Here is a 25,677-nt window from a genome sequence, read left to right as displayed (position 1 = left end):
ATTTGACTTTCAAATTTTTAAGGATCATATAATGCTTAACATCTAGAATACGGTATTTGGCGCGCTAGTAGTTGCCGCCTTGCTTGGAGCTGCTGTGCCGGCATCGGCCCAGTCAACGAGCGGTTCACATCCTCCTCCTCCTGCGCCTATCTGCATTTGGGGATGAGGAAAATGGAGTATTTATTTGTAATTGATGATAATTGACGCGATATTAATATTTGCAGAGCCTATTTTTTAAAAATAGCCACCAAGTGCTGGACAATCCGCCCAGCACTTGGTGGATGTCTTTTTTTTTCCCCGGAGAATAGTATTTTGAGCAACGTCGCGCAGGCTTGGCAATTTGCGCCTCGCGCCACATTAACAAGGCCGTTCCAGCAGAACTGGATGTCCACATGATCGTGGACAGCTAGGCTACTCACAAGCATCCCAAGGTCAAAGGCATGGCTGGCCAAACGCCCGCGCTATCACATGCACTTCACGCCGACGCACTCGAGCTGCTCAATCAACTCGAGCGCTGGTTCGGGCTGATCACGCAGCAGGGAATCCACCGCGGGTCGTTTGACAGCTCTGGGACACAACACTAGGGTCTGTTCACATTTACAACCGGCCCAAACGCACAGGCAAGTGAAGCAAAGACGAGATAGCTGTCAGCGAGCTTGTCATATCGAGTGGAGACGCGGCGAAAGTTGAAGATTCGCTCGACCAAATTGCGCGTCCGGTAAAGATCCCGGCTGTAGCGATGCTTGGTTCTGCGATTCGATCGAGGTGGGATGACAGCTTTCGCGCGGGTAGCCCTCGCTTGCGCAAAAGACAGGATGTAAACACATTTCAGCAAATGTAAACAGACCCTAATGGGAGCGTGCGTCATTTCGTCTCCTGTACAGGCGGACGGCGTAGATCCGTGAGTGTGGGCTGTCGGTAAAAGTCGGAGGAGCTGGCCTAATCTAAGCCTCGAACATGTTGGGGATGAGTACGCCGGCTGATTGCGGCTCGACGGAGATGGTGAGCGAGAGCGGCGCCTAGCCCAACCGACACACCCTTAGCCCGTTGTGAACTGCACCCCAAAAGTGGACCCAACCTTGGGATGTTTTTCATGGCTAAGGTACGACGAAAGGTTCAAGCCCGCTTCGAGCCATGAACTCCAACCTGACAACACCACCTGTGAAATTTTAGAAGATGTACTATCACGGTCTACTGTCAATAGCGTCTTCGTTACACTGGCGCAGGCCAATGTCTATTTGCAAATCCACCACTTGCCAATATGGATGTCGAGATAACGACAAGCCCACGAATCCGGCTCCAGAGCTATTGCAGGGCCGGTAGCGCCTGTCAAAGTGATTACAACTAGCCCGCCCAACAACGTTTTCATAATTCCCAACATAATAGGCTCCTTGAAAGTCTATGATGAAGCACTAACTTGATAAGCCCCGTGATGGCCATTTATCGAAAGCCAACGAACTGGAGGCACCAGGCTCACAGCAATCTATGTGCCATCTTTTTCTCCGGCGCAAATTATAAGAATAGCCGACAAAGCACGATAATTCTCTGCATAGCAATGACCTGTTTGTTCAACTCCCGACGAAATATGTCGGCGTTGTCACGTTATAGCGTTAGCTGAGAGGAAGCTTATTTAATCCGAATGCAGACGGATCCTTGGCTCATGCGTAGATCCGCACCGCGCTATGCTCGTTACCAGCAACCGTGCTAACCGCCTAAAGGTACACGACCGGAATCAGCAGCTGGCTGTCAACACGGCGGCTGAACCAGGGCAGTTCGTCTGGCCGCATGCGGGCAGTGAACCGAAGCAGCATGCGCTCACCCACTAGCAGCGGCTCGCACACATCCAGCAGCAGGAACGCGAGATCAAGCTCAAGGACGTCAAGATCGAGAAGATCACCTTCGAACTGGCGCGACTCAAGGCATGGAAGTTCGGAGCCAAGACCGAGGAGATGAGCGCCGAGCAGCGCCGCCTGTTTGAGGAGACCCTTGGCCGAAGACGAGGCCAGTCTGCAAGCGCAGTTGCAGCAGGCCAAGGGCGAGCCCTCTGTTGAAGACAACACCAAGTCCAAGCGCAAGCCCCGTCGCCAGCCACTGCCAGCCCACCTGCGCCGAGTCGAGCATCACCACGAACCCGAGGATACTCACTGCCCAACACCGGGCTGTGGACGGACCATGGTACGCGTGGGTGAGGACGTCAGCGAGAAGTTGGATATCGTGCCGGCGGAGTTCTTCGTGCACCGCCACATCTATGGCAAGTGGGCCTGCCGATGCTGCCAACGCCTGGTACAAGAGCCTGTTGAACCGCAAGTCATCGACGGCGGCCTACCGGCAGCCGGCTTGGTCGCGCACACGCTGATCAGCCGCTTCGTGGATCACCTGCCGTACTATCGGCAGGAGACGATCAACGCCCGCTCGGGCGTACACACACCGCGCCCCACGCTGGCTGCCTGGGCCGGGCGTGCTGGTGCGGCGTTGGAACCGCTCTATGAAGCGCACAAGCGCTTCGTACTTGTCAGCAAGGGTGCTGCATGCCGACGAGACGCCGGTGGCAATGCTCGACCCCGGAGCCGGCAAGACCAAGCGTGCCTACGTCTGGGCCTATTCGCGTGGCACGTTCGACCCACAACGGGGCGTGATCTACGACTTCTGTATTGGTCGAGGCGCGCAGTACCCGATTGCCTTCCTGGGAGGTACCAGCGAAGACGGCAACGAGCGATGTTGGCAAGGTACCCTGGTTCGCGACGAATACGCTGCCTATGACAGCTTGTTGCAAGCGCACCCCGGTCGCATAGCCGCGGGATGTCTTGCCCATGCCCGGCGTCGGTACGACGAACTGCTACGGAACCAGGGTAACAGCACGATCGGCGCCAGAGGCGCTGCGTCGCATTGCGCAGATCTACCGTCTTGAGCGCGAGCTTGGCACCCTGAGCAGTGAGCAACGTCTGGCCAGAAGGCACAGCGAGGCCAAGCCCCTGTGGGAGCAACTGCATGCCTGGCTGCAACTGGAGCGCTCACGTGTGCCCGATGGCGGCATCACAGCCAAGGCAATCGACTACAGCCTCAAGAACTGGCCGGCCCTGACGCACCATCTCTTCGATGGGGAGGTGAGCGTCGATAACAACAGTCTAGAGAACTTGATTCGTCCGTGGGCATTAGGACGCAACTATCGTAAGTTCGCAATTATGGGAGGTTCGCTGGAACTGTATGAATGAACACGCGTCGATCGATGCCGCGGGGGCCCTGAGTTTGCTGGGCTACGGCATCGATACGGATGCATGTCCCGCAGCGCGCCAGCTATGGACTGCCCATAACTATAGCGCCTGCAGGAAGCGAAGAAGATCATCCTTGGGTCGATATCGAAGCGGCTTATGTGATGGCGCTTGGAGAGCCCTCAGCGCGCGCTCGGCTCCGGGAATATCCAAGGGCGCCTGAGGAACCGTTGTTTCCTGGCCGATCCGGTGCTCCGCTCACACGCATCGGCCTTACCGAACGGCTGAAGCTCGCGGTCCAGGGGGCATCACGACAGTTTCCGGAACTTGCACGGCGACGAATATCTCCACACATCATTCGCCATTGCATGACCATGCCGGAGGCGCCCGGCGTGGCGGGCTGCCCGCGCAGCACCTTCGGCGAAAACGCGTTCGCGCGGATCAGGTCGTCGTCGCTCAGTGCCACCGCCCGGTAGATTTTGTTGCGCAGCTGCCCGGCCACGGATAGCTGAGCAGCACGGTCAACGCGTTGCCCGCGAACGCTAGTCCACCGCGCTGCGGGACCTGGCCGGCAATGTCCTGAAGCAGCTTCTGCGCGATCGGCACCAGGTCGCCGCTGCGCTCGCGCAGCGGGGGCATCGAGAGCGTCGCGGCGATCACGCGCACGTCCACGGGCACGGCACGCGTGGAGCCGACGGGACGCACCTCGCCTTCCTGGAGCACGCGCAGCAGCTTGACCTGGAACGAGGGTGACATGTCGCCGATCTCGTCGAGAAAAATCGTGCCGCCGTTGGCCTGCTGGAACAGGCCCGTGTGATCCTGGAACGCGCTCGTGAACGCGCCGCGCTTGTGGCCGAACAGTTCCGATTCGAGCAGCGTGTCCGCCACGGCCGCGCAGTTCTCGACCACGAAGGGCCCCGCCGCGCGCGGACTCGCGTAATGGATCGCGCGCGCGAGCAGTTCCTTGCCCGTGCCCGATTCGCCGAGAATGACCAGCGACAGGTCGTAGCGCGCAAGCTTCGCGGCGAGCACGCAGACCGGGTCGAGCGGGCTGCCCGGCGAGCGCACGATCGAATCGAAGCCGAACTCGCTTTGCACGCGCGCGAGCTTTTCATGGCTGCGCCGCCGCAACAGCGGAACGCTGCCGCGCAGTTCGAGATCGAGGCGGCGCATGTCGTGCTGGAGCGACTGGGCCTCGGCGGCTTGGCGCACGGTTTCGATCAGGTGATCGGGCAACCAGGGCTTGAGGATGAACTGGTGGATGCCCGCCCGGTTGATGCCCGCGACGATGTCTTCCGAATCGATGTAGCCCGAGACGATGATGCGCACGACGTCGGGCCAGGTCTCGCGCACCTCGCACAGGAATTCGACGCCGGTCTGCCCCGGCATGCGCTGGTCGCACAGGATCACGGAGACGGCGCGCTCCTGGAGGATCGCGCGTGCCTCGTCGGCGGAGCCCGCCGTCAACACCTCGAACTCGTCGTCCAGCACGCGCCGGGTCGTTTCCTGCAAGCGCGGCTCGTCGTCGACGACGAGCACGGTGGCGGGCTGGCGCAGCGGGAGCGGGGCGGGATTGGCAGGGACGGGCGAACTCATTGCTTGATCGAAGCCGTGGGGAACCGGTCTTTCAGGGCTCCCCGTGAGCGCAACGCGACTGGAGGGCTGGCGATCCGCAATCATACCTTGAGTCTCCCGATACCTACTGTCACCACCGGCACCATCGCCACCATCGAAGCTAACGGAGCAGACGGGATCAGCAGATCCGCGGCAGTTGTTCGCCCGAGAGCCAGTCGGCAATGCGCCGGCCGCCGAATTTCGTCTCGATCTGCACGAAGCCGTGCGCGTCCTCGACCACTTCGCCGATGCGCGCCGCCGCCGCGCCCAACGGATGCGCGCGCATGGCTTCGAGCAGTGGCAGCGCTTCGTCGCTTGCGCAGATCGCGACCAGCTTGCCTTCGTTGACGACATAAAGCGGATCGAGGCCCAGCAGCTCACACGCCGCATCGACTTGCGGCAGCACGGGAATCGCGCGCTCCTGAATGCGCATGCCGACGCCCGACTGGCCGGCGATCTCGTTGAGGGTCGTGGCAAGCCCGCCGCGCGTGGGGTCGCGCAGCACGCGCACGCCGGGCGCGACGGCGAGCATGTCCGCCACGAGCGTGTGCAGCGCGGCGCTGTCCGAGCGGATCTCCGTTTCGAAGCCCAGGCCCTCGCGTTGCGACATGATCGCCACGCCATGTTCGCCGATCGTGCCCGAGAGCAGCACGACATCGCCGGGGCGCGCCTGCGAGCCGTCGATATGAACGCCCGCGGGCACGACGCCGATGCCGGTCGTGGTGATGAACACGCCGTCGCCCTTGCCGCGCTCGACGACCTTGGTGTCGCCCGTCACGATCGGCACGCCGCACGCGCGCGACGACGCGGCCATGGACTCGACGATGCGGCGCAGGTCCGCCAGCGGGAAGCCCTCTTCCAGGATGAAGCTCGCGCTGAGATACGAAGGCCGCGCGCCCGCCATCGCGACGTCGTTGACGGTGCCGTGCACGGAAAGGCTGCCGATGTCGCCGCCCGGAAAAAACAGCGGCGAGACGACGTGCGCGTCGGTGGCCATTACCATGCGCTCGCCGGTGCCGGGCGCAAGCGGCGCGAACGCGGCCTGGTCGTTGCCCTGGCGCAGCCATTCGTTATCGAAGGCCGCGACGAACAGCTCGCGGATCAGTTGCGCCGACGCGCGGCCGCCCGCACCGTGGCCCATGTCGATGCGGCCGTCGCGAAAGTTCAGGGGCCGCAGGTAGGCGGGCTTGACCGGAGATGGGTGGGCTGGGTTCATGCTGCGACGACCGGAATATCCTTGAAACGAACATAAGAGTAATGCGCGGCGCACGCGCCCTCGCTCGACACCATGCACGAGCCCATGGGATTCTCGGGCGTGCAGACCGTGCCGAACAGCGTGCAGTCGCGCGGGTGCTTGAGACCGCGCAGGATCGCCCCGCACTCGCACTTGCGATGATCGGCAACGGGCCGGTAGGCGAGTCCGTAGCGGCTTTCCGCGTCGTATCGCGCGTACTTCGGGCGAATGCGCAGCGCGCTCGCGGGGACCTTGCCGAGGCCACGCCACTCGAACGACCCGCGCGTTTCGAACACGTCCTGCATGAGCGCCTGTGCGGCCGCATTGCCCGTGCGCGTGACGGCGCGCGCGAATTCGTTCTCCACCTCGGCGCGCCCGTCGTTGACCTGGCGCACGAGCATGAGGATCGCCTGCATCACGTCGAGCGGCTCGAAGCCGGCGATCACGACGGGCTTGCGATACCCTTGCGCGAAAGCCTCATAAGGCGCGGAGCCGATCACGATGCTGACGTGCGCGGGGCCGACGTAGCCGTCGAGTGGCACCGCGTTCGCGTCGACGGACGGCGCGGCGAGCAGATGCGTGATCGCGGCGGGCGTGAGCACATGGCAGCACAGCACGCTGAAGTTCTCCGCGCCGCTCGCCGCCGCCTCGCGCACGACGAGCGCCGTGGGGGGCGTGGTGGTCTCGAAGCCGATGGCGAAAAAGACGACCTCGCGCTCCGGATGCTCGCGTGCGATGCGCAGCGCGTCGCGCGGCGAATACACCATGCGGATGTCCGCGCCGCGCGCCTTGGCCCGCTGGAGCGACAGGCCGTCCGAGGCGGGCACGCGCATCGTGTCGCCATAGGTGCAGAGGATCACGCCGTGTTCGAGCGCGAGCCGAATCGCCAAATCGATGCGCCCGATCGGCAGCACGCAAACCGGGCAGCCGGGACCGTGGATCATCCGCACGTTTTCAGGCAGGAGATCGGCCACGCCGTAGCGGGAAATCGCGTGCGTATGACCGCCGCAGAACTCCATGAAGTGGTAGCGGCGCCCGGTCTGCGTCTCCGCCTCGATGCGCCCGGCAATGCGCGCGGCGATTTCGCCGTCGCGGAATTCGTCGACATATTTCATTGCGCGGCTCCGGGTTGCGCGACGGACGCGTCGTGCGCCTCGCCAAGCGACTGGGCGACCTCGCCGAACAGCGCGAGCGTGCGCTCGGCCTCTTCGGGGTCGATCACGCCCAGCGCGAAGCCGACGTGCACGATCACGTAATCGCCTGGGCGCGCGTCGGGCACGAGCGCGAGCGACGCCGACTTGCGCACACCCCCGAGATCGACGACGCCGGTTTCGGTGTCGGACCATTCGATGAGCCGTGCGGGAATGGCTAGGCACATGCGCTGACTCCTCGTGCGGTCATGGGCAGGGAGCGCACCTGCGGATCGTATGCGGCAACCCAGGCCTGGCCGAGCGCAAGGCCCGCGTCGCCGCAGGGCACCGTCTCGGGCATTAGGGTGTGCACCCCGCGCGCCGCGAGCGACTCGCGCAGGTGCGCGGTGAGCAGCGGGTTCGCAAAGCAGCCGCCGCCGAACAGCACGACGCGCCCCTGCGCGGCGTGCGCGGCCCAGTGGGCGAGCGCCTCGGCCAGCGCAAGATGAAAAACGGCCGCGCCGCGCGCGGCTTCGCCCGCGTCCGCGAGCGTCAGCAACTCGGCGAGGAGCGCGCGCAGGTCGAGCTCGCCGTTGTCCGCGACTTGCCACAGGCCTGCCACGTCGGGGGCCTCGTGCGCGACGAGGTAGCCGCTCGCGAGCCTTTCGAGCGCGATGGCCGCCTCGGCATCGGCGCGCTGGCGCAGGCACACGCCGAGCAGTCCCGCCGCCGCGTCGAACCAGCGACCAGCGCCGGTGCTCGGCGGGCAATTGAGGCCGCGCGCGAGCATGACGCCGACCGTGCGCGCCGCGCTATTGCCCACGGCGGCCGCAAGGCGCGGCTCGATTTCGTCGCTGCGCCCGAGCGCGTGCAAGGCGGCGGCGGCCATGCGCCAGGGTTCGCGCGCCGCGACGTCGCCGCCGGGCAGCGCGAGCGGCGCGAGACTGCCGAGGCGCCGCCAGCCGGCGGGCGCCACTTCCAGCAGTTCGCCGCCCCACGCGGCGCCGTCCGTGCCCAGGCCCACGCCGTCGAGCGCAAGGCCGACGACGGGCTCGTTCAGCCCGTGCTCGGCCGCCGCCGCGCCGATGTGCGCGTGATGATGCTGGACGGCGACGGTCGGCACGCCGAGCCGCTCGCCCCATTCGAGCGCGACGCGCGTGCTGTAGAAGTCGGGATGCAGATCGTGCGCGATCGCGCGCACGGGCCGCCCCGCGCGCGCGGCGGTCTCGACGAGCGCGGCCACCGACGCATCGAGCGTCACGCAATGCGCCGGGTTGTCGAGATCGCCGTGCAGCGGCGACCAGTGCACCTCGCCACCGATGCACACGCACGCGACGTTCCTCAGCCACGCGCCGGTGGCGAGCACCGTCTGATCGCCGAGGGCATGCGGCAGATGCTGCACACGCGCCGTCATGCGGTGCCTCCGGCGCGCCGCTGCTGCGCGCGCAGCGCCGCAAGCTCGCTCTCCAGCACGCCGATGCGCTCGGCAATCGGGTCGCGCGCACGCGCGATCCAATCGAGCCACGCTTCAAGGCCTTCGCCGGTCGTGGCCGAAAGCCGGATCACCTCGAGCGACGGATTCACGCGGCGCGCATACACGATGCACTGCTCGACGTCGAACTGCACATAAGGCAGCAGGTCGATCTTGTTGACGATCATGAGGCGCGCGGCGGCGAACATGTCGGGATACTTGAGCGGCTTGTCCTCGCCCTCCGTCACCGAGAGGATCGCGACCTTCGCCTCTTCGCCGAGGTCCCACAACGCGGGGCAGACGAGATTGCCGACGTTCTCGATGAACAGCACGCTGCGCGGGGCGTTGGGTGCTTTGGGCGCGACGGGCGCGTGTTCATGTTCGTGCAGCGGCAGCCGCCCGAAGGCTGCTGTCACCATCGCCGCGTCGAGATGGCAGCCCTTGCCCGTGTTCACCTGGATCGCGGGCGCGCCGGACGCGCGAATGCGCTCGGCGTCGCTCGCCGTCTGCTGGTCGCCCTCGATCACGCCGACGGACAGGCCCGGCATCCGCTCGCGTAGCGCGGCGATCGACGCGCACAGCAGCGTCGTTTTCCCCGAGCCGGGGCTCGACACGAGATTGAGCGCACGCACGCCGTGCGCCATGAAGTGCTGCCGGTTGGCGGCGGCATGGCGGTTGTTCTCGTCCAGCACGTCCTGCTCCAGCTTGATGGTGCGCCCCTGGTCGAGGCCGGGCACCGTCACGCCCGCGGGCCCGAGACCGTAGTGCAGGTCCTCGCCCGAAGCACCCGAAGCCCCCGGGTGGGCGTGAGAATGAGAACCGGAGTGGCCGTGCGCCTGCGCGCCCTCGTGCCCCTGAGCGGCGTTTTGCCGATCGCCGGTGCTGCCGCACCCGCATACCACGCACATGTTGCTTCTCCTTGCGCTAATCCGATGATTGTCATGCATCGTCGACGATCAGGTCGACGATGCGCAGCTCCGTGCCGCCGTTCGGCTGGAGCCAGTAGCCGCCGCAATGCGCGCAGGGCTCACCCCGCGCGGCCAGCGGCACGGTCGCGTTGCAGTTCATGCACCACGCGCTGCCCGTGGGTTCCTCGATCTCGACGCGCGCGCCGGCGAGGCAGGTGCCGGGGGCGATCGCTTCGAGGGCGAAGCGCAGCGCCTCGACCTCGACGCCCGCGAGGCGCCCGACTTCGAGCCTCAGCACCTTCACGCGGACAAAGCGCTCGCGCTCGGCGGCCGCTTCGACCGATGCCAGCACGCCGCCGGTCAGGCTTACTTCATGCATTTCGTGGATCCCGCGCGGTATTCCATGCTTCGTTTCATCGCTTTGTACTCACGCACCGTCGGTGTCGACCGTATAGGCGATACACGGATCGAACGCGCCCATCCACACGCCTGCGCGCGCGGCCAGCGCGCCATCATCCGGCGCGGGGTCGAGCCGCGACAAGGCTTGCGCGAGCGTGCCCTGGCGGTGGAAGTTCCATTCGGTCGGCGCGACCACGCGGTAGTCCTCGATGCGGATACCGTCGAACACGGCGTCGTCCGGCGCGAGCCGCACCCAATGAACCAGCACGCCGCGCGCCATCTCGCACCAGCCGAGCGCCGCGCCGGGCGCGCAGGTCCGCGCGCCAAAGCGCAGCGCCCCTGCGCCGCCGTCGCCCGCCGCCAGCCGGGCCACGTCCGCGACGCGCGCGCCAAGCCGCAGCCAGGGCGTATCGTAGTCCAGCGCGCGCGGATCGTCGCTACGCGTCCACACGCCGGTCTCCGCGGGCAGGCCGTGCTGCAAGGGCGCTTGCCCGAAAGACGGACTCCCAGCAATCGCCGTGGCCAGTTCGCTCAACCGTGTTTCGTCGATCACGAGTGGCCGCGGCGTGGCGCGTGTCGTATCGGCGTAGGCGCGGCAGTCCGCCAGCAACCGGGCCGGGAACGTCTCGGCCCTCGCGCTCCAGGCGCCCAGCCAACCGCGCGGATCGTCCGTCCAGCGCGCGAGCCATTGGCGCGCAGGCATGCCGAGAACATGCCGCTCCACCCATCCGGGCGCGCCTGCCGCTTCGACATCGGGCGGCCTATGCGGCGCGGCGGCGACCAGCCGCATGGGCCAGTCGGTCCAGATGCAGCGCAGATGCACGGCGAGCGTCTCGCGCGTGAGCATCGCGGCATGAGCCGCATTCGCGGCGTCCTCCCGCTCGGGCGCCGCCGAAGCGCCCGCCGCGCCGACCGCAAGTTCCGCGCAGAGCCTGTGCGCGAGTCCGCACAGCGCAAACAGCGCCGAAAGCCGCGACGCGGCAGTGGCCGCCGGTTGCCCGCGCAGCAGCGCGGCGGCGAGCGGCGGGCGGCCGCCCACGACGCTGTCCTGCCGGCCGGGGCGCACCCGGACCTGTCCGGCCAGCGCAGCCAAGGCGGGCTGCGTCGCCGCGCTCATGCAGCGCTCCCGAACGCGCCCGGCCGCAACAGGAACGCGCGGCGCGACGCGCGCGGCGCGACGGCCTTCCCACCGCCCTGGCCGCCTCCTTCGGCACAACGCAACTGCGCAAGCACGGCCCGCGCGGTCGCGGCGGCGCTCTCCTGCCCGGCGAATTCGAACATCGGCGAGAAGAGCGAGCAGCACGCGTACGCACCCACGTCTTGCGCATGCGCGCCGATCCAATCGAAATCGACGTTGCCTACGCGCAAGCACGCTTTGCCGCCTGGGCGCGGACATGGCGCCGAGTCCTGAGTCGCGCCGGGCAGCCAGAGGAGATTCATCGACCACGGCGTGATCAGCGCGCCAGGCCATGCGCCTCGCGCCCCGGCTTCGCTCGCCATCGGCGCGAAGCCGATCGCTTCGACGCGCAACGCGCGATTCACGACCGGCATGTCGCGCGTCGCACCGCTCGCGACCGCCTCGAAGTGCGCGACCAGCGCCGCCCCCCGTGGATCGCCGCGCGCTGCACCTTGCACTGCATTTTTCACGACGGCGCGCGCGGTCAAGCCGCGTCCCCCAGCACCATGAACTGGTCCGCCGCGCCGTCGCAAACGGGGCAGCGCCAGTGCGCGGGAAGCGCCGCGAACGGCACGTGCGGCGGAATCTGCCACACCGGGTCGCCTTGTTCGGGATCGTAGATCCACCAGCAGATCTTGCATTCGAGGCGCGTATGCGCCCCGATGCGGCTGCTGTCGCCGAGATAGCTGCCCTCGAATTGCTTCGTACCCTCGTCCGGGGTCACGCCTCGCCCACCCACTCGATCAACTGGGCCAGTCGCTCGCGCGAATCCGCGAGGTCTTCCGGCGCGGCGCGCACGACCTCCGGCAGATCGGTGATCTCGATCGTGTTCAGGATCAGCATGTCTTGCGAGTTGAAATAGGCCACGCGCCAGCAGTTCGCGATCGCCGTACTGCCCACGCGGCAATTTCCATAGCCGCGCGAGAGCACCTGCACCGCGCCCTCGCCCAGCACGGCGTCGATCAGTTGCTCGTCGCCCGGCGACAACGGCAGGAGCGTCAGGTTGACGACGTGGGGCGCATCGCCGGCACGCCAGCGCGCGACGTGATCGCGCACCTCGCTCAGGATCGAAGGCGCGTTCATCACGCCCAGCGGCAGCAACTCCGGCAAGGGCGCCATCGGCTGCGTGCCCTGTGCGGGCCGCACGAGAAGCGGCGGAGCCGCGCCGATTTCGAGGCGGTCGGCCGCGCTCGCGCCGTCGGGCTCGACCACGCACCACAGCCCGGTAAACACGGTCTCCTGGATCAGAACGCTGCCCCGCTGCGCATCGTCGATGCGCGCGCTGACCTCGCCCTCGCCCAGCACGTCGTTGAGAATGCGCAGCGCCGCCGCATCGCAGGTCGTCAGATCGACCACTTCGGGCGGCGTGCCGGGTTCGTATGCCGCGAGCACGCGCAATACCTCACGCAGCACGCCGCGCGCGGCGTCGAGCGAGCGCGCATCGGCGCGCTCAGGCAGTGACGGCGCTACATAGGTGCGCATGCCTTGCGGCATCGGCAGATAGTCGAGCACCGCATCGCCCTCGTCCTGGCTGCCAGGGCCGAACGGCACGACGGGAACGGGAAACGGAATCATGGACATGGTTGGCAATCCCGATGATTGATCGATGTGCAATCGACGATTAGTGACAGCCCGCCGAAGCGCCGGCTGCGTTAAGGGGAATGCCAACCGAAGGCGCCCGCGTAATCGGCTGCGCGAGCGCGTAGCCGACGTTGGCCACGTAATCGTCCCAGTCCATCATGCCCGCGAGCGTCGTGACATAGCCGCCATCACGCAGCCACAGCAATGCGGGCCAGCGCTGCGAACCGAAGCGGCGCGCAATCGCGTCCTCGCTTTCGCGCGTCGGCACCGCTGCGCGCAAGGCGCGGCCAAAGCGGCCCGCCGCGAGGCGCGCGAGTTCGGGCAGCACCACGGCCACGTCGAGCGATTCGGGAAAGCGCACCGGATCGCCCGCGAGCAGCACGACACATTCGCCGCTGTCCGCAAGCCATTCGTCGAGCGTGCGTTCGTCCACGAGCACGGCGTGTCCGTCGTCGATCAGCCGTTGCACCACGGGCGCCGCGTCATGCGCGGCGCCACTCGTATTTGTCATGTCGATTCCTCGGAGGGCCGGTGACCGCCGTGCGCCACTTGCGCGCCGCCGGTCAACCGGATCAGGTCGTCCACGCCGAGCGCGGACGGCAATTCAAAATGCGCGTTCGCGCGGGCCATGGCGGCGTCGCTCGCCAGCGCCCGTTCGACGAGCGAGAGCGTCGCGTCGATTTCCGCCGCGAGCGTCGCGTCGAGTTTCTCGCGCGCCGCATCGAGAAAGACCAGCAGCCATTCATCGGCGCTGCATGGGCCAACCAGCGAGGTGTCGATGCGACGGCGTTCGCCGCGCCCATCGCACCACGCCTGCAAACCCCGCACCTCGATCACCCGCATCGGCACGCCTATGCACACGACGGCGGCTCCTCGTGGCGCGAGCGCAGCAACACACGCTCGTCGCCCGTGCGGCACGCATCGGCCTCGCTGGGCCGCTCGCCTTCATAGCGCGAGAGCGCGAGATGCGGCAGCGTGACCGCCTCGTAGGCGCGCAGCGGCGTGCGGCGCGGTGAGGGCTCGCCGCCCCATGCGGCGAGACGCTCGACGCCCAGTTCGAGCGCGCGCTCCAGCGACGCTTTCACGGCGGGCCGAAGGCTGCCGCCGTAATCGTCCACTTCGTCAGGCTGGCAGCCGAACAGCAGCACGCGGCGCGGATACCGGCCGGTCAGGCGCGCGAGCATCAGCACCTCCTGGAAGCCGGTTTGGTGCAGGCTCATCTTGCGCACGCCGAGGAAGGCCGGTACTTCCTCATCCTCAACGATCTTTAGCGTGCCGGGTGCGAGACCGTAATCGACGGCGTCGAAAATCAGCAGGCTGTCGGCGGCCTGGACGTACTGGACCAGATACAGCCCTTGCGTGCCGCCGTCCATGAGGCTCACGTGCGGGGCGAATTCGAAGCGCTGTTGAAGCGCCTCGATGCAGCGCACGCCAAAGCCCTCGTCGGCCCATAGCACGTTGCCAATGCCGAGCACGACGATGGCGGGCGCGCCGCTTTGCGGGGAAGTCAGCATCGCGGCCTCACTTTTTGAACGTGCGGTAGCCCGAGATCATCGAGCCGACCACGCTTTGGCGACCCATGATGTCCTCGCGGATCGCCTGAGAGACATGCAGGATCACGAAGATCAGGATCGCCAACATGCCGAGGTGATGCCAAGTGTACACGCCTTGCTGGCCGAGCAGCGGACGCACCCAGCCGAACACAATCTGCTGCCACGAACCCGCCTGCGCGCCTTCGCCGTACAGCGCGAAACCGGTCACGATCATGAAAAGCGAGACCAGCAGGAACAAGAAGAACATCGCGAATCGCGACAACGGATTGTGGCCGCTGAACTGGCGCGATGTGGGCTCGAGAAACGCGTAGGAACGCAGCATCGCGAACATGTCCAGCCAATACTCGCGCGAGAACATCGGCACCCAGAACATTTCGCGCGCGTGGTGATTGCCGACAATGGCCCAATACGCGCGGCCCGCGAGTCCGATGGTGAACAGGTAGGCCGCGGTGAAATGCGCGAAGCGTATATAGCCCATCAGAAAATGCGCGCTCGCCTCGCCGGGCTGCGTGGGAAGCGGCGAGCCGATCAGGTAGCCGGTCACCGCCAGCACCACGATCGACGCCGCGTTGATCCAGTGCCAGATGCGCACCGGCGCTTCGTACACGTAAATCGCTTCGGCGGGCGGAACGGTGTCGCGCGCCTCTTCGCGTCGGGAATACGATTGCATCGTCATCATCCATTCTTGGCCGCCACGGCGCCCGGGAGCGCAGGCGCCGTGCCGGCTTGGTGGAGTTAGCGCACGGTCACGGCGGTCATTTCGGCGCCGTCCTCGCTCATCACGTGCGTCGAGCAAGCCATGCAAGGATCGAACGAATGCAGCGAGCGCAGGATCTCGACAGGCTGCTCGGCGTTCGCCATGGGCGTGTTCATGAGGCTCGCCTCGAACGCGCCGATCTGCCCTTTCGCGTCGCGCGGTCCGCCGTTCCAGGTGCTCGGCACGACGCACTGATAATTCTCGATGCGGCCGTCCTTGATCCGGATCCAGTGGCCGAGCGCGCCGCGCGGCGCGGCGACCGCGCCCACGCCCTTCGCTTCGGCGGGCCACGTCGAAGGGTCCCACTTATCGACGTTCGCGGTCGAAGTGTCACCGTTGCGGATGTTGTTAAGGAGGCTTTGCCAGTCGTCCGCCATCATCTCGGCGCAATATTCCGCTTCGAGCGCGCGTGCGAGCGTGCGGCCGATGGTGGTCGGTAGCAGCAGCTTCGCTCCGAGCGAGGTTTCCGGCAAGCCGAGCAGCTTCGGCATGTCCTGGTTCACGGCAACGAGCGAGGTGTCGATCTGCTCCTTGATGCGCCCGCAATGCGTATTGCCCTGCTGCGCATGCGCGTAGCCGAGAATGTAGCGCGCGAGCGGTCCAACTTCCATGGCGTGCCCGCGCCAGCGCGGCGACTTGACCCACGAGTATTTCGCGCTCTCGTCGATCGACTCGATCGCGGTGCGCGTGCCCTTCGTGTTGGGCCCGAGTTCGTAATGCGCCTCGGTGATGCCGTCCCATGGATGCAGCCCGCGGTCGTTGTCCGGGTATTGATACCAGGAGTGCGCAACGAACTCCTGCACCTGCTCGGGGTCACGTGGATCGACCGGCAGGATCGTGTTCCAGTCGCCGTTAAGGATCGCGCCGCCTGGAATCTGGTTGGTGGACAGGTTGTAGTTGACGAGCGGATACGCGCCGTAGTCCATCACGTTGGTCGCGGCGAGGCCGCCGCCATGCAGCCAGCCGCGCGCCTTGTAGATTGTGCCGATCGCAAGCAGATCGGGCACATAGACGTTGCGGCAGAAGGTGATCGCTTCGTCGATGAGCGACTTGACGAAGTTCAGGCGCTCTATGTTGATCGGAGCGCCGGCGGCCAGATCGCCGTCGATGTTGATGGCGCAGGGCACGCCGCCCACGAGGTAGTTCGGGTGCGGATTCTTGCCGCCGAAGATCGCGTGGATTTTCACCCACTCCTTTTGCAGGTCGAGCGCTTCGAGGTAGTGCGTCACGGCCATCAGGTTCGCATCCGGCGGCAGTACGTAGGCGGGATTGCCCCAGTAGCCGTTCATGAACGGACCGAGCTGGCCGCTTTCGACGAACTTGCGCAGGCGCGTCTGCACGTCGCGGAAATAGCCCGGCGACGACATCGGATGCGCAGGCGAGACGCGTTGCTGCAATTCGGACGTGAGCTTGGGGTCGGCATTCAGCGCCGAGATCACATCGACCCAGTCGAGGGCGTGCAGATGGTAGAAGTGCACCACGTGGTCGTGCACCTGCAAGGTCTTCGCCATGATCTCGCGGATCAGGTGCGCGTTCGGCGGAATGCGGATGTCGAGTGCGTCCTCGACGGCACGCACGGAGGCGAGTGCGTGACATCCCGTGCACACGCCGCAGATGCGCTCGACGAACGCCCACGCGTCGCGCGGATCGCGGCCCTTGAGAATGACTTCGAGTCCGCGCCACATGGTGCCGGTGGAGACGGCGTTGCGGATCACGTTGTTCGAATCGACGTTGACCTCGACGCGCAGGTGGCCTTCGATGCGCGTGACCGGATCGACGACGATGCGCCGCCCGCTGTTGTCGAGCTGGAACCCCTGGGTGGAAATGGCTGTCATGCTTGTTTTTTCCTGTACTGCTTCCTGTACTTATCGGTAGCGCCCCGGCGCGGAGCGTGGGGGACGCTGGATGTGGCTATCGACCGTCGGGGTCCTGCTTCGCATCGTGGTTCGATCTGACGCGCTGGATCGCAGAAGCGGCCGCGTGCGCCGCAGCGGCGGCGCCCACCACGACGGCCGCGGTGCCGCCGATCCTGTCGGCGTTCGCTTCGATGCCGAACTGGTTGATCTGGGTGAGGCGGTCGTAGAAGGAGCCCTTGTCCCAGAAGCCGTCCTCTGCGCAGCCGATGCAGCCGTGGCCCGCCTGAATGGGGAAGCTCGTGCCGCCGTTCCAGCGCACGGTCGAGCAGGCGTTGTAGGTCGTCGGGCCCTTGCAGCCGACTTTGTAGAGGCAGTACCCGCGCCGTGCCGCTTCGTCATCCCACGACTCGACGAACTGGCCCGCATCGAAATGCGGGCGGCGGTAGCACTTGTCGTGGATACGCTGGCTGTAGAACATCTTCGGGCGGCCCTGGCGGTCCAGTGCCGGCATGCGGTCGAACGTGAGCATGTAGGTAATCACACCCGTCATCGCCTCGGCAATCGGCGGGCAGCCGGGCACCTTGATGATCGGCTTGCCGGTGATGACCTTGTGGATCGGCACCGCCTGCGTCGGGTTGGGCTTCGCCGCCTGCACGCAGCCCCACGACGCGCACGAGCCCCACGAGATCACGGCCTTCGCGTCCTTCGACACGCGGCGCAACTGATCGACGAACGGCTTGCCGCCGATGATGCAGCTCATGCCATTCAGGTTCAGCGGCGGATTGCCTTCGACCGCGAGGATGTAGTTGCCGCGATACTTCGTCATCACTTCTTCAAGGATCGCCTCGGCCTGGTGCCCCGCGGAGGCCATCAACAGGTCGTCGTAGTCGAGCGAGATCATTGAGAGCACGACGTCTTTCGCCAGCGGGTGCGCCGAGCGGATGAACGACTCCGAGCAACACGTGCATTCGAGCCCGTGCAGCCAGAGCACCGGCGTGCGCGGCTTGGTCTCCATCGCGTGGGCGATCTTCGGCATGAACGCGGGCCCGAGGCCGAGCGATGTCGCCGTCAGCGAGCAGAATTTAAGGAAGCTGCGGCGCGAGATCCCCTGGCGTCGCATGACTTCATAGAACGTTTCGATCACTGTGTGGTTCCTTGATGGCCTTCGGCCATGCGACGGCGGCATACGGCGGCGTCTCCAGGCGACCCCTAAAGTTATAGCATTTGGAAATGATTTTATTGATTTTTATCAAAATTTCTTATTTAATCTGCCAATTGAATAGGAGAGCGCTGTCCAACGGCACGTGAGCCTGAAGGCGGCTAAATCAGGACAATTCCGGCACGTTTCCAACGGACGGTGAGCCTGAAGCTGGCAAGGACCGATTGAGTTGACTGCCGATGGGCGGCAGGCTATGGGAGATAGTTGATCATCTGTGGATGATCATTAACTTGGACGAATCCCGAATCCGTACCCTGGCACAGGTGCGCGCCGTGCTCGACGGCACCCAGGTCCTGGATTTCACCCCCGCCACTGACGCGCAGGCGCGCTGCGACTGGATGGCTGCGGTGCTCAGACGTCTCTACTACCGGGGCTCCAGCGCAAGGCTGATCGGGGATTGGTTCTGGCCTATCTGCGCCACTTCAGTGGCTTCAGCCGCGCCACATGCGGACAGCATCAATAGGCAACCGACTAGCCAAATGGCACGGGACAATATTTTGTAGAACATGACAAGTATCCTCCTAACAGACTGCTGAAGTACTCACCACGGAAGAGGCGCGGCTTCCCCCGATAGGGCTGGTAGGTTCGCGGTTTTTCACAATCCGGAAGCTCGGCATAATTGCAGCGACTTTTTCCGCTTTTTGACGCCCATTTCCGCCCTGATTACCGCGATTACTGCAACTGCGGACGGATTTGTTCCAACGAGCGCATGCGCACGAGGTTGTAGGCGGCCATGCTTAGCACAAATATCTGGTCGACCTTCTTCAGTCCGCGCACCATCACATGACGCATGCGCCCCACGGTCTTGACCCAACCAAAGCCTTGTTCGATCAGCTTGCGCTTTTGTTCGAGACCGCATAACCGGCGCTGCAAGCAATGGCGTCAGGAACGGCCGAGCGCCGCCCCGAGGTGTTCTGTGCCACGTGGGGAGTCACCTTCATTTCCAGGCAGGCCTGGATGAACTCCTGCGCGTCGTAGCCCTTGTCCGCGCCGACGGTCACTTCCACATTCGGGTCTTCAGTTACCTGTCTGGCATCGTTGAGCATGACCTTCGCGGCCTCGCGTTCGGCGTGTCCGTCCGCATTGGTCACCATGGCGCTCACCACCAAGCCGTGGCGGTTGTCGCTCAGAGTGTGGCCCATGTAGCGCAGCTCGCTGGCGGTCTTGCCCTTGCGGTACAGCTTGGCATCGGGATCGGTCTTGGACTCGTGCGTCTCGTTGCTGCGCTTGCGACCCTTGAAGTCAGCGCCGTCGTTATCGTCTTTATCGCCGCCATCCTTGCGTACAAAGCTCTTGTGGCCGGCCCACGCCTGAATCAGCGTGCCGTCGACGCTGAAGTGCTCGCCCGACAGCCAGTCCTTCCTCTGCGCGATGGCCAGCACAGCGGCTTGCCCAGTTGCAGCACCGACCACAGGATCAACCGCTCGACCTCGCGCTGGTAGGCGGTCAGCGTTGCCGCGCTGTCGGCATAGCGCGCGAGCCAGGCGGTGACGGCGGCGAGATCGTCGCCCGCGGCAATGCGGGTGGCGCGGTCCGGGGCGCGGTTGCTGCCGGCCGCGCCGGACAGCGCCGGCGGCAGGTGCAGGCGTTCCAGCGGGGTGGGGGGGCGGGGCGGCCGGGCCGTTCGAGGGTTGGAGCGGGAGCAGTTCCATGAAGGGGGCGGCCGAAGCCCAGGCTAGAGGCATCATGATAGCAGATAGTTAGACATAAGCGTATTTATGTCTAAAGTTCTGCGCCGGAAGTTTGATAGTTAGCGTATTACGTAGTAATATTTATTAATCCAAAGACACTTTTACCCAATGACCACCGCCGACCCCGAGTTGACCGACGCCGCGCCCGACTTCGAGCGGTCTGCCGCCTTGGCCGACGACATTGCCGCGTTGCGCGGCCGCTTCCCCGAGACCCGTGCGCTGTACCGCGAGGTCTGCGGGCTGCTGTTCTTCCGCTACGGCATCACGCCCACCGCCAACAAGCTCTATCAGCTGGTGCGCAAGGGCAGCATGGGCACGCCTGCCGAGGTGCTGCAGGGGTTCTGGCAGGAGCTGCGCGGGCGCACCCGCGTCACCATCGACCATCCGGACCTGCCGCAGGCGTTGAAGGAGATTGCGGCCGGGGCGGTGCAAACCATCTGGCAGGCGGCCAACGAGGCCGCCACTGGCGAGCTGGCCACGCTGCGCGCCGAGGCGCGCGCCGCCGCCAGCGCGGCCGAGGCCGAGCGCGACGCGGCGCACGCCGAGACCGCGCTTGCGCGCGAGGCAGCCGCGGCGCTCGTCGCGCAGCTGGACGCCGCGCGCCAAACCATCGGGGAGAATCAGGCAGCGCTGGCGGCCGAGCGCCAGGCCCACGCCGCGACCCAGGCGCGACTCGAGGCCAGCCGAACAGAGTTGGAGGCAGGGCGGCACCAGCTGGAGGAACTGCGAACCCAATTCTCGACCGAGCTGGAACGCGCCCGCGAACAGGTCGTCATCGCCCAGGAGCGGGCCGAGGCCAGCGAGCGTCGCGCCTTGCGCGAACTGGATGCGGAGCGCACCGTGCGCCAGAAGAGCGAGCGCGCCGCCGAGGACCTGCGCACCGAACTGGCGGCGGCGCGCCACGAGGCCCGCGACGCCGCGGTGGCGCAGGCCGAAGCCCGGGCCCGGCTCGAGACCCAGGCCGCGGCGCTCACCGAGCAGCTCGCCACGCGGCTCGCGGCCGCAGACGCCGCCGAGCAGAAAGCGGCCATTGATCTGGCCACGGTGCAGGCGGACCTCACCGCGGCACAGCGCCGGGCCGAGCGCGCCGAAGCCGAATCGGCGCTGGCGCGTCAGCTGCTGGCAGAATTGCGCCTGCCGCGCGAGCGGGAGGGTGCCGGTGGTGGGCGTCGGCGCAAGCCCGGCGCGCCGGCGCCGACGGCGCAGGATGGCCAGGGAAAAGACCGGGACAAGACTCGGGACGACGGGGAGGAGGCACCGGCGCTGCCCGGCGGCCACCAGGAAGACAGCAACGATAGTAGCAACAGTCGCGATAGCAACGATGACCACGAAAACTGAGCGGGCGACGGCAATCCGCTGGATCCAGGAGCAGATGGCCGACTACGATCTGACCATGGAGGAGCTGACAGCGGCAGGGTGCTTTGATCCGCCGCCCCCACCGCCACCCCCACCAGCGCCGCCGATGGTCTGCTACCGCAACGCCGCGGGCCAGAGCTGGGACGGGACCGGCGAGATGCCGGACTGGCTCCGGCGGGCGGTGAATGCGGGGCAGAGTAAGAAGTTTTACCGGATCGGATAGCGGCCGGTATGCCCCCGTCAATACCGAGCAGCGGTCTCCTTGTGATAGCGAAGTCCCGGTATCTTGGTATGCCCCAACCGAGCACCGACTATACTGTGTTTTTATACAGTTCCTGGTCAGTGGCTCCGGTTGAGTGGGCGCTTGCGCGAAAACACCTTGCCGGACCTCGTAAGTGCGAGCCATGATACGCTCGCAGCTGACGCGTAGAACACTTCTACCTGATTCATAGAGCTAAACACTCGCCACTTGGAAGATGCCGCAAGTTAACCCTCGAGTCCTCACGTGGGCCAGAGAAACCGCCGGACTGAGCTTGGAGGAAGCAGCACAAGCTCTCCAGCTCGGGGGAGTTCGGAAGCCGGGTCATGAGGCCCTCGCCGCCTACGAGAGAGGCGATACGGCACCAAGTCGCCCCCTTTTAACAAGGATGGCGAAGCAGTATCGCCGTCCCCTGCTGGCCTTCTACTTGGCACAGCCGCCACGTCGAGGGGACCGCGGGGAGGATTTTCGAACTCTTCCTGCAGATAGAGAACACGAAAGTGCGCCGCGGCTCGACGCCTTGGTCCGGGATGTTCACGTTCGCCAGCACTTGGTCAAGTCGATCTTAGAGGACGCTGAGGAAGCGATGCCGGTCCCGTTCGTTGCAAGCGTTACGCTCGACAGTAAAGTTCAAGCCGTGGCAAAAGATATTTGCAATGCCCTAGGTTTCGATCTTCGAGAGTTTCGGCGCAGGAAGACCGTAGAGGATGCATTCGCATATTTGCGAGAACGTACTGAAAAGACCGGCGTTTTTGTGCTTCTTATTGGAAACCTTGGAACTCACCATACGGCGTTCAGCACCGATGTGTTTCGAGGGTTCGCGCTTGCCGACAAGATCGCGCCGTTCATCGTCATAAACGATCAGGACGCCAAGTCAGCTTGGTCGTTCACACTGTTACACGAGCTGACGCATATTTTGCTTGGCACAACGGGGATAAGCGGTTCGGACTTCAGCAAGCGAATCGAACAGTTTTGCAATGATGTCGCCAGCGAGATTCTGTTGCCGAATGACGAACTGGGCGAGCTCAATGGCACGTGGCAGGACATCTCCGTAGGAGCAAGGCTTATCACAGACTTCGCTAGTGCTCGCCGCATAAGCAGGCCATTGGTCGCCTATCGGCTGTTCAAAGCAGGCCGTATCACCGCCGACATCTGGCGAGCGTATGTCGAAGAATTTAGGAAGGCGTGGGAACAGGAAAAGGCTGCAAAGAAAAAGGCCGGTCAAAATGAAGAAGGCGGGCCAAACTATTATGTCGTTCGCCGCCATAAGGTCGGGTCGGCGCTCGTAGAAATCGTTCGCCGTGCCATGGCGGAGGGATTCGTTACCCCAACAAAGGCCGGTCGCGTATTAGGAGTTCGTCCGAATAACGTAGAAGCCCTTGTAGGGGCCCAATGATATGGCCGCAAAGAAGCTATACTTATTGGATGCTAACGTTCTAATTACAGCAAATCGGGATTACTACCCAATGGGTATGGTTCCAGAATTTTGGGATTGGCTGCTTCATATGGCGAAGGCCGGGGTCATCAAGATGCCTCTTGAAACCTATGAAGAGGTTCGAGACGGTGGTGGTAAGGCCAAGAAAGATGACCTTGTCGAATGGCTGAATTCAGACGACGTGCGTAAGGTGCTTGAGCTGCCGGACGAAGTGCAATTGCCATTAGTTGGTAAGGTCGTAGAAAGCTACTCGCCTGACCTGGACGATGCGGAAATCGAGCAACTTGGCCGTGATCCGTTCCTTATCGCTCATGCACTGGCGGACCCGAAGAACCGCGTGGTGGTCTCAATCGAAACCTCTGCTCCCGGAAAAAAGAGGGCAAATCGCAAAGTGCCCGACGTGTGCAAAGACAACGGTGTCGAGTGCTGCAATACGTTTGCAATGCTGAAACTCCTAGGGTTCAGCACAAAATGGAAACTATAGCCTGGTTCACCGACTGCTAACACCCGACGTCGCCATAATCGGGGACATCGTACCTTTCGTGTGAAATCTGGCGGGCTGCTCCAAAAATCCATTGCGAAATCAATGAGTTGCAATATTGCTGCTCGAGCGAATGCGGAAAGCGGCAAAGCCTTGCTGCAGGCGGCTCTTCAATTGATCACCGCCATTTGTTCACGAAAGGTACGGTCACCACATAAGGCTTTATCCAGGCTCCGCGCTGGGGGCGGCCGTGTACACGGGCTTAAGCGCCGCCGCCACGGCCCGGCGCTCGTCCTTATCCCATTGCTCTTGCTCGAAGATCTCCAGCTCGGCCAATGCGCATGTGCATAGTATTACAAGTCATTACTGAACTGGATAGCAAGGTCAAGGCCGATGACACGATTCAACATCCTGAACCAATAGAGACATGGGAAGCTATGCCTATCTGACGGTGGCCGGGTATCCGGTCTACTCCACCAAGAATTACTTGGAGAAATGGATGTTCCGAAGGGCCGATCAGCGGATTACCAAGATCCCAGCGAACAAGCGAAACTCCCTTCTATGGAGCGTCGATCCGGACGACACCTCGCTGGAGGACCAATACGAATACGTTGCAACGGCCAAGACCATGAAAAAGCGCCTAGACGTTGCGGGTTTCACCCTTGATGCGAGTAGAAAGGAGTTCGAGGAAGTTTGCTCGATGTTCGCTCCAATGGCTCATGAGTGGACCGACTACACGCCTGACGAGGCAACAGACATCTTTCTTCGCAAGAATATAAACGAATGGATCGACGCGATCGGCGACATCATTAGGGATCCACGCGGACTGTTGGGATATAAGAACCAAGACCTCTCTGATGAGCCAGAAATTGTTGGACTGCTTTTGAGGCAACCCTACTATCTAGCAGAGTCCGAGGCCTTTGCGCTGGATCTCGGCGTCCCATGCAAAACCTTCAATTGTGCAATGAGAATTATCCTTGAAGCTGTAGAGGATGATGAAGAATGTGCAATCGACGCGACCGCACTTGTAGAAGGCGGGTGGATCGACTCGTTCGCACTCACCGCCTCCTTAGGCCAGACACACACGCGATTCTACGATGCCTTTTCAATTTCAGTTTCTGAGGCGGCGGACATACTTCAGCTAGCGCCTGCAAGCCAGACTCTGATGCGGCTCATTTATAGTAACCTTATCACAGCTCTTGAAACCTATCTTTCTGACACTGCCAAACGATACATCTTGCCCAATAAATGTTTACTCCGTCGCTTTGTAGAAACTGACAAAAGCTTCCAACGGGACAGGAAATTCGGCCTTAATGAGTTATTTCAAAGACTAGATGCCATAGAGTCAGTGGCCGAAGAAGCCATAGATCGTATGGTCTTCCACAATCTTGAAAATATTAAGTCCGTCTACTCAGACGTCTTTTTGGTCGACCTAACGCAAAGCAGCTTGGACGCCTTGGCAGCCGCCGTTACCCGCCGACACGACATTGTTCATCGCAATGGAAGAAGCACCAAGGGAGCGTCCTTGGTGCTCGATCAATCGGACATTACCGCCTTATACATTCTAGTCACGAACTTTGTCTCTCAAGTGGATGCGCAAGTTCGTAATACCATGCTGGCAACCTCCGATGATGACTTCGAATAGTCAAACTTGCGCGAGAGGGTGACTAACTCCACCTGAACTATGAGGCCTCGCGCGCAAATTGCGCGTGCTAAAGTTTCTTTAGTCTTGACGCGATATCTGAACCGCTTTTTTGCTACTTGATCCACTCCGGCGCAGAAAGGACTTCCGGACGAAAAACATACAAGCAGTCAGCCCACCGGTAGTTCAGAGTTTCTTCACCACACATAACCGCATCAACATCGTACTCTGCAGCAATCTCCATCACCGTTCTGATCCACCGCCTCCCGCGATGGACCTCCGTTGTTGGCGCACGCGCTTGATCTGGCCCCGGCCCTAGCCAGACTGACCCATCAATACAGGCAGAAAGCCAACCATCGAACGTGTCGATACGCTGGTGGTCCCGTCCCAGCTCCGTGCGTCTCGCCTGTATCCAGACACCCTTCGACTGGTCAGTCCGCGCCCGAAGGTTTAGTACACGCACGCCAGAAGCCAGCGTCGTCCGCGCAAGTCCGCCCCCGCGCACTTTATGGCAGCTGGCGTGCTGGTGGTCCCTCGTCAGCGCGATGAAGGGCAACGAGAGCAACGGTGCGCCTACTACCCCGCCGCGCTGCTGGATGGCCCAGTGGTCGAAGCGCTGGCTTGCGCCGTGGAACCAATAGACAGGGGCCATATGGCTACGCTGCTCTTTCCCGCTTTCCATACTTTTTCCTTAATGTTAATACG

At 63.8% G+C, this 25,677-nt stretch carries 24 protein-coding genes and 6 pseudogenes; 9 read left to right on the top strand and 21 right to left on the bottom strand.

The annotated features are described in order from the left end of the window. Positions 1–350: 350 nt before the first annotated feature. Positions 351–566: pseudogene (locus tag CBM2588_RS31240) on the top strand (transposase); the annotation flags it as partial. A 14-nt stretch (positions 567–580) separates the two neighbouring features. Here the strand turns inward: CBM2588_RS31240 and CBM2588_RS29510 are convergent. Both CBM2588_RS29510 and CBM2588_RS29505 read right to left on the bottom strand, forming a co-directional pair. Further along, a pseudogene (locus CBM2588_RS29510) lies at positions 581–811 on the bottom strand (IS5/IS1182 family transposase); the annotation flags it as partial. Positions 812–1,712: 901 nt separating this feature from the next. Continuing rightward, positions 1,713–2,069 carry a hypothetical protein gene (locus tag CBM2588_RS29505; RefSeq protein ID WP_172583724.1) on the bottom strand — a complete coding sequence of 119 codons (357 nt, stop codon included), beginning with the start codon at positions 2,067–2,069 and terminating at the stop codon, positions 1,713–1,715. A gap of 103 nt (positions 2,070–2,172) precedes the next feature. On the opposite strand from CBM2588_RS29505, the pseudogene CBM2588_RS31590 reads away from it, so the two are divergent. The 3 genes and pseudogenes from CBM2588_RS31590 to CBM2588_RS31415 form a co-directional block, all read left to right on the top strand. Next, positions 2,173–2,460: pseudogene (locus CBM2588_RS31590) on the top strand (transposase); the annotation flags it as partial. 25 nt (positions 2,461–2,485) lie between these two features. Continuing rightward, positions 2,486–2,908 carry an IS66 family transposase gene (locus CBM2588_RS31420; protein WP_115683882.1) on the top strand — a complete coding sequence of 141 codons (423 nt, stop codon included), beginning with the start codon at positions 2,486–2,488 and terminating at the stop codon, positions 2,906–2,908. Then, on the top strand, positions 2,811–3,212 hold the full coding sequence (locus CBM2588_RS31415) for an IS66 family transposase (RefSeq protein WP_115683881.1): 402 nt from the start codon (positions 2,811–2,813) through the stop codon (positions 3,210–3,212). Before CBM2588_RS31420 ends, CBM2588_RS31415 begins: the two co-directional genes overlap by 98 nt. A gap of 397 nt (positions 3,213–3,609) precedes the next feature. Here CBM2588_RS31415 and CBM2588_RS29485 read toward each other — a convergent pair. From CBM2588_RS29485 to CBM2588_RS31230, 19 genes and pseudogenes are all read right to left on the bottom strand, one after another. Next, a pseudogene (locus CBM2588_RS29485) lies at positions 3,610–4,805 on the bottom strand (sigma-54-dependent transcriptional regulator); the annotation flags it as partial. Between the two features lie 157 nt (positions 4,806–4,962). Further along, entirely contained in the window at positions 4,963–6,039 is a 1,077-nt protein-coding gene (hypE, locus tag CBM2588_RS29480; RefSeq protein WP_115683880.1) for a hydrogenase expression/formation protein HypE, read from the bottom strand. Next, complete coding sequence (gene hypD, locus CBM2588_RS29475; RefSeq protein ID WP_115683879.1) at positions 6,036–7,172, bottom strand: hydrogenase formation protein HypD; 1,137 nt, start codon at positions 7,170–7,172, stop codon at positions 6,036–6,038. The genes hypE and hypD overlap by 4 nt, the downstream gene beginning before the upstream one ends. Beyond that, positions 7,169–7,435, bottom strand: a complete 267-nt coding sequence (locus CBM2588_RS29470) for a HypC/HybG/HupF family hydrogenase formation chaperone (protein ID WP_115683878.1) — start codon at positions 7,433–7,435, stop codon at positions 7,169–7,171. Before CBM2588_RS29470 ends, hypD begins: the two co-directional genes overlap by 4 nt. Next, on the bottom strand, positions 7,426–8,601 hold the full coding sequence (locus tag CBM2588_RS29465; RefSeq protein WP_115683877.1) for a Kae1-like domain-containing protein: 1,176 nt from the start codon (positions 8,599–8,601) through the stop codon (positions 7,426–7,428). Before CBM2588_RS29465 ends, CBM2588_RS29470 begins: the two co-directional genes overlap by 10 nt. Continuing rightward, positions 8,598–9,566, bottom strand: a complete 969-nt coding sequence (gene hypB, locus CBM2588_RS29460) for a hydrogenase nickel incorporation protein HypB (RefSeq protein ID WP_115683876.1) — start codon at positions 9,564–9,566, stop codon at positions 8,598–8,600. The genes CBM2588_RS29465 and hypB overlap by 4 nt, the downstream gene beginning before the upstream one ends. A 31-nt stretch (positions 9,567–9,597) precedes the next feature. Then, on the bottom strand, positions 9,598–9,945 hold the full coding sequence (locus CBM2588_RS29455; protein ID WP_115683875.1) for a hydrogenase maturation nickel metallochaperone HypA/HybF: 348 nt from the start codon (positions 9,943–9,945) through the stop codon (positions 9,598–9,600). A gap of 48 nt (positions 9,946–9,993) precedes the next feature. Next, positions 9,994–11,082 (bottom strand): hydrogenase maturation factor HoxV/HupK, encoded by a 1,089-nt coding sequence (locus tag CBM2588_RS29450; protein WP_115683874.1) that lies wholly within the window; start codon positions 11,080–11,082, stop codon positions 9,994–9,996. After that, positions 11,079–11,630 (bottom strand): [NiFe]-hydrogenase assembly chaperone HybE, encoded by a 552-nt coding sequence (gene hybE, locus CBM2588_RS29445; RefSeq protein WP_115683873.1) that lies wholly within the window; start codon positions 11,628–11,630, stop codon positions 11,079–11,081. Before hybE ends, CBM2588_RS29450 begins: the two co-directional genes overlap by 4 nt. After that, positions 11,627–11,866 carry a rubredoxin gene (locus tag CBM2588_RS29440; RefSeq protein WP_115683872.1) on the bottom strand — a complete coding sequence of 80 codons (240 nt, stop codon included), beginning with the start codon at positions 11,864–11,866 and terminating at the stop codon, positions 11,627–11,629. The genes hybE and CBM2588_RS29440 overlap by 4 nt, the downstream gene beginning before the upstream one ends. Then, a complete protein-coding gene (locus tag CBM2588_RS29435) occupies positions 11,863–12,723 on the bottom strand; it encodes a hydrogenase expression/formation protein (protein ID WP_115683871.1) in 861 nt (286 codons plus the stop codon). Before CBM2588_RS29435 ends, CBM2588_RS29440 begins: the two co-directional genes overlap by 4 nt. A 40-nt stretch (positions 12,724–12,763) precedes the next feature. Further along, a complete protein-coding gene (locus tag CBM2588_RS29430; protein ID WP_306437262.1) occupies positions 12,764–13,192 on the bottom strand; it encodes a hydrogenase in 429 nt (142 codons plus the stop codon). 38 nt (positions 13,193–13,230) lie between these two features. Next, positions 13,231–13,566 (bottom strand): HypC/HybG/HupF family hydrogenase formation chaperone, encoded by a 336-nt coding sequence (locus CBM2588_RS29425; RefSeq protein ID WP_231942349.1) that lies wholly within the window; start codon positions 13,564–13,566, stop codon positions 13,231–13,233. Positions 13,567–13,574: 8 nt separating this feature from the next. Beyond that, positions 13,575–14,237, bottom strand: a complete 663-nt coding sequence (locus CBM2588_RS29420; RefSeq protein ID WP_115683868.1) for a HyaD/HybD family hydrogenase maturation endopeptidase — start codon at positions 14,235–14,237, stop codon at positions 13,575–13,577. Between the two features lie 7 nt (positions 14,238–14,244). Next, positions 14,245–14,946 carry a Ni/Fe-hydrogenase, b-type cytochrome subunit gene (gene cybH, locus CBM2588_RS29415; protein ID WP_231942368.1) on the bottom strand — a complete coding sequence of 234 codons (702 nt, stop codon included), beginning with the start codon at positions 14,944–14,946 and terminating at the stop codon, positions 14,245–14,247. 65 nt (positions 14,947–15,011) lie between these two features. After that, complete coding sequence (locus CBM2588_RS29410; RefSeq protein WP_115683867.1) at positions 15,012–16,868, bottom strand: nickel-dependent hydrogenase large subunit; 1,857 nt, start codon at positions 16,866–16,868, stop codon at positions 15,012–15,014. A gap of 76 nt (positions 16,869–16,944) precedes the next feature. Next, positions 16,945–18,030: a hydrogenase small subunit gene (locus CBM2588_RS29405; protein ID WP_115684028.1), complete on the bottom strand. Its 1,086-nt coding sequence runs from the start codon at positions 18,028–18,030 to the stop codon at positions 16,945–16,947. Between the two features lie 750 nt (positions 18,031–18,780). Continuing rightward, positions 18,781–19,490: pseudogene (locus tag CBM2588_RS29400) on the bottom strand (IS5 family transposase); the annotation flags it as partial. Further along, positions 19,490–19,760 (bottom strand): annotated as a pseudogene (locus CBM2588_RS31230) (tyrosine-type recombinase/integrase); the annotation flags it as partial. The pseudogenes CBM2588_RS29400 and CBM2588_RS31230, both read right to left, overlap by 1 nt. A 147-nt stretch (positions 19,761–19,907) precedes the next feature. Here CBM2588_RS31230 and CBM2588_RS29395 point away from each other — a divergent pair. The 5 genes from CBM2588_RS29395 (at position 19,908) to CBM2588_RS29375 (ending at position 24,975) form a co-directional block, all read left to right on the top strand. Next, entirely contained in the window at positions 19,908–21,137 is a 1,230-nt protein-coding gene (locus tag CBM2588_RS29395) for a DNA-binding protein (protein WP_115683865.1), read from the top strand. After that, the gene (locus tag CBM2588_RS29390; RefSeq protein ID WP_115683864.1) at positions 21,121–21,378 is read left to right on the top strand and encodes an H-NS family nucleoid-associated regulatory protein; all 258 of its coding nucleotides are present in this window, start codon (positions 21,121–21,123) and stop codon (positions 21,376–21,378) included. The genes CBM2588_RS29395 and CBM2588_RS29390 overlap by 17 nt, the downstream gene beginning before the upstream one ends. 424 nt (positions 21,379–21,802) lie before the next feature. Continuing rightward, positions 21,803–22,810, top strand: coding sequence for an ImmA/IrrE family metallo-endopeptidase (locus CBM2588_RS29385; protein ID WP_306437261.1), 1,008 nt, complete (start codon positions 21,803–21,805; stop codon positions 22,808–22,810). 1 nt (position 22,811) lies between these two features. Then, positions 22,812–23,333, top strand: a complete 522-nt coding sequence (locus tag CBM2588_RS29380; protein WP_115683862.1) for a DUF4411 family protein — start codon at positions 22,812–22,814, stop codon at positions 23,331–23,333. A 424-nt stretch (positions 23,334–23,757) separates the two neighbouring features. Beyond that, positions 23,758–24,975, top strand: coding sequence for a HEPN/Toprim-associated domain-containing protein (locus CBM2588_RS29375; RefSeq protein ID WP_115683861.1), 1,218 nt, complete (start codon positions 23,758–23,760; stop codon positions 24,973–24,975). Positions 24,976–25,677: the final 702 nt, after the last annotated feature.

The organism is Cupriavidus taiwanensis (assembly GCF_900250075.1).
Taxonomy (GTDB): Bacteria; Pseudomonadota; Gammaproteobacteria; order Burkholderiales; family Burkholderiaceae; genus Cupriavidus; species Cupriavidus taiwanensis_C.
This window is presented reverse-complemented; position numbering and strand designations above follow the sequence as displayed.

What these genes read in the sequence shown, in the direction of transcription:
- CBM2588_RS31415 (WP_115683881.1), top strand. Translation starts at nt 2,811, where the DNA reads ATGCCCGGCGTCGGTACGACGAACTGCTACGGAACCAGGGTAACAGCA.
- CBM2588_RS29450 (WP_115683874.1), bottom strand. Translation starts at nt 11,082, where the DNA reads ATGAGCGCGGCGACGCAGCCCGCCTTGGCTGCGCTGGCCGGACAGGTC.
- cybH (WP_231942368.1), bottom strand. Translation starts at nt 14,946, where the DNA reads ATGCAATCGTATTCCCGACGCGAAGAGGCGCGCGACACCGTTCCGCCC.
- hypD (WP_115683879.1), bottom strand. Translation starts at nt 7,172, where the DNA reads ATGAAATATGTCGACGAATTCCGCGACGGCGAAATCGCCGCGCGCATT.
- CBM2588_RS29380 (WP_115683862.1), top strand. Translation starts at nt 22,812, where the DNA reads ATGGCCGCAAAGAAGCTATACTTATTGGATGCTAACGTTCTAATTACA.
- CBM2588_RS29435 (WP_115683871.1), bottom strand. Translation starts at nt 12,723, where the DNA reads ATGTCCATGATTCCGTTTCCCGTTCCCGTCGTGCCGTTCGGCCCTGGC.
- CBM2588_RS29425 (WP_231942349.1), bottom strand. Translation starts at nt 13,566, where the DNA reads ATGCGGGTGATCGAGGTGCGGGGTTTGCAGGCGTGGTGCGATGGGCGC.
- hypB (WP_115683876.1), bottom strand. Translation starts at nt 9,566, where the DNA reads ATGTGCGTGGTATGCGGGTGCGGCAGCACCGGCGATCGGCAAAACGCC.
- CBM2588_RS29390 (WP_115683864.1), top strand. Translation starts at nt 21,121, where the DNA reads ATGACCACGAAAACTGAGCGGGCGACGGCAATCCGCTGGATCCAGGAG.
- CBM2588_RS29455 (WP_115683875.1), bottom strand. Translation starts at nt 9,945, where the DNA reads ATGCATGAAGTAAGCCTGACCGGCGGCGTGCTGGCATCGGTCGAAGCG.
- CBM2588_RS31420 (WP_115683882.1), top strand. Translation starts at nt 2,486, where the DNA reads ATGAAGCGCACAAGCGCTTCGTACTTGTCAGCAAGGGTGCTGCATGCC.
- CBM2588_RS29470 (WP_115683878.1), bottom strand. Translation starts at nt 7,435, where the DNA reads ATGTGCCTAGCCATTCCCGCACGGCTCATCGAATGGTCCGACACCGAA.
- CBM2588_RS29420 (WP_115683868.1), bottom strand. Translation starts at nt 14,237, where the DNA reads ATGCTGACTTCCCCGCAAAGCGGCGCGCCCGCCATCGTCGTGCTCGGC.
- CBM2588_RS29385 (WP_306437261.1), top strand. Translation starts at nt 21,803, where the DNA reads ATGGCGAAGCAGTATCGCCGTCCCCTGCTGGCCTTCTACTTGGCACAG.
- CBM2588_RS29375 (WP_115683861.1), top strand. Translation starts at nt 23,758, where the DNA reads ATGGGAAGCTATGCCTATCTGACGGTGGCCGGGTATCCGGTCTACTCC.
- hypE (WP_115683880.1), bottom strand. Translation starts at nt 6,039, where the DNA reads ATGAACCCAGCCCACCCATCTCCGGTCAAGCCCGCCTACCTGCGGCCC.
- CBM2588_RS29465 (WP_115683877.1), bottom strand. Translation starts at nt 8,601, where the DNA reads ATGACGGCGCGTGTGCAGCATCTGCCGCATGCCCTCGGCGATCAGACG.
- CBM2588_RS29410 (WP_115683867.1), bottom strand. Translation starts at nt 16,868, where the DNA reads ATGACAGCCATTTCCACCCAGGGGTTCCAGCTCGACAACAGCGGGCGG.
- CBM2588_RS29395 (WP_115683865.1), top strand. Translation starts at nt 19,908, where the DNA reads ATGACCACCGCCGACCCCGAGTTGACCGACGCCGCGCCCGACTTCGAG.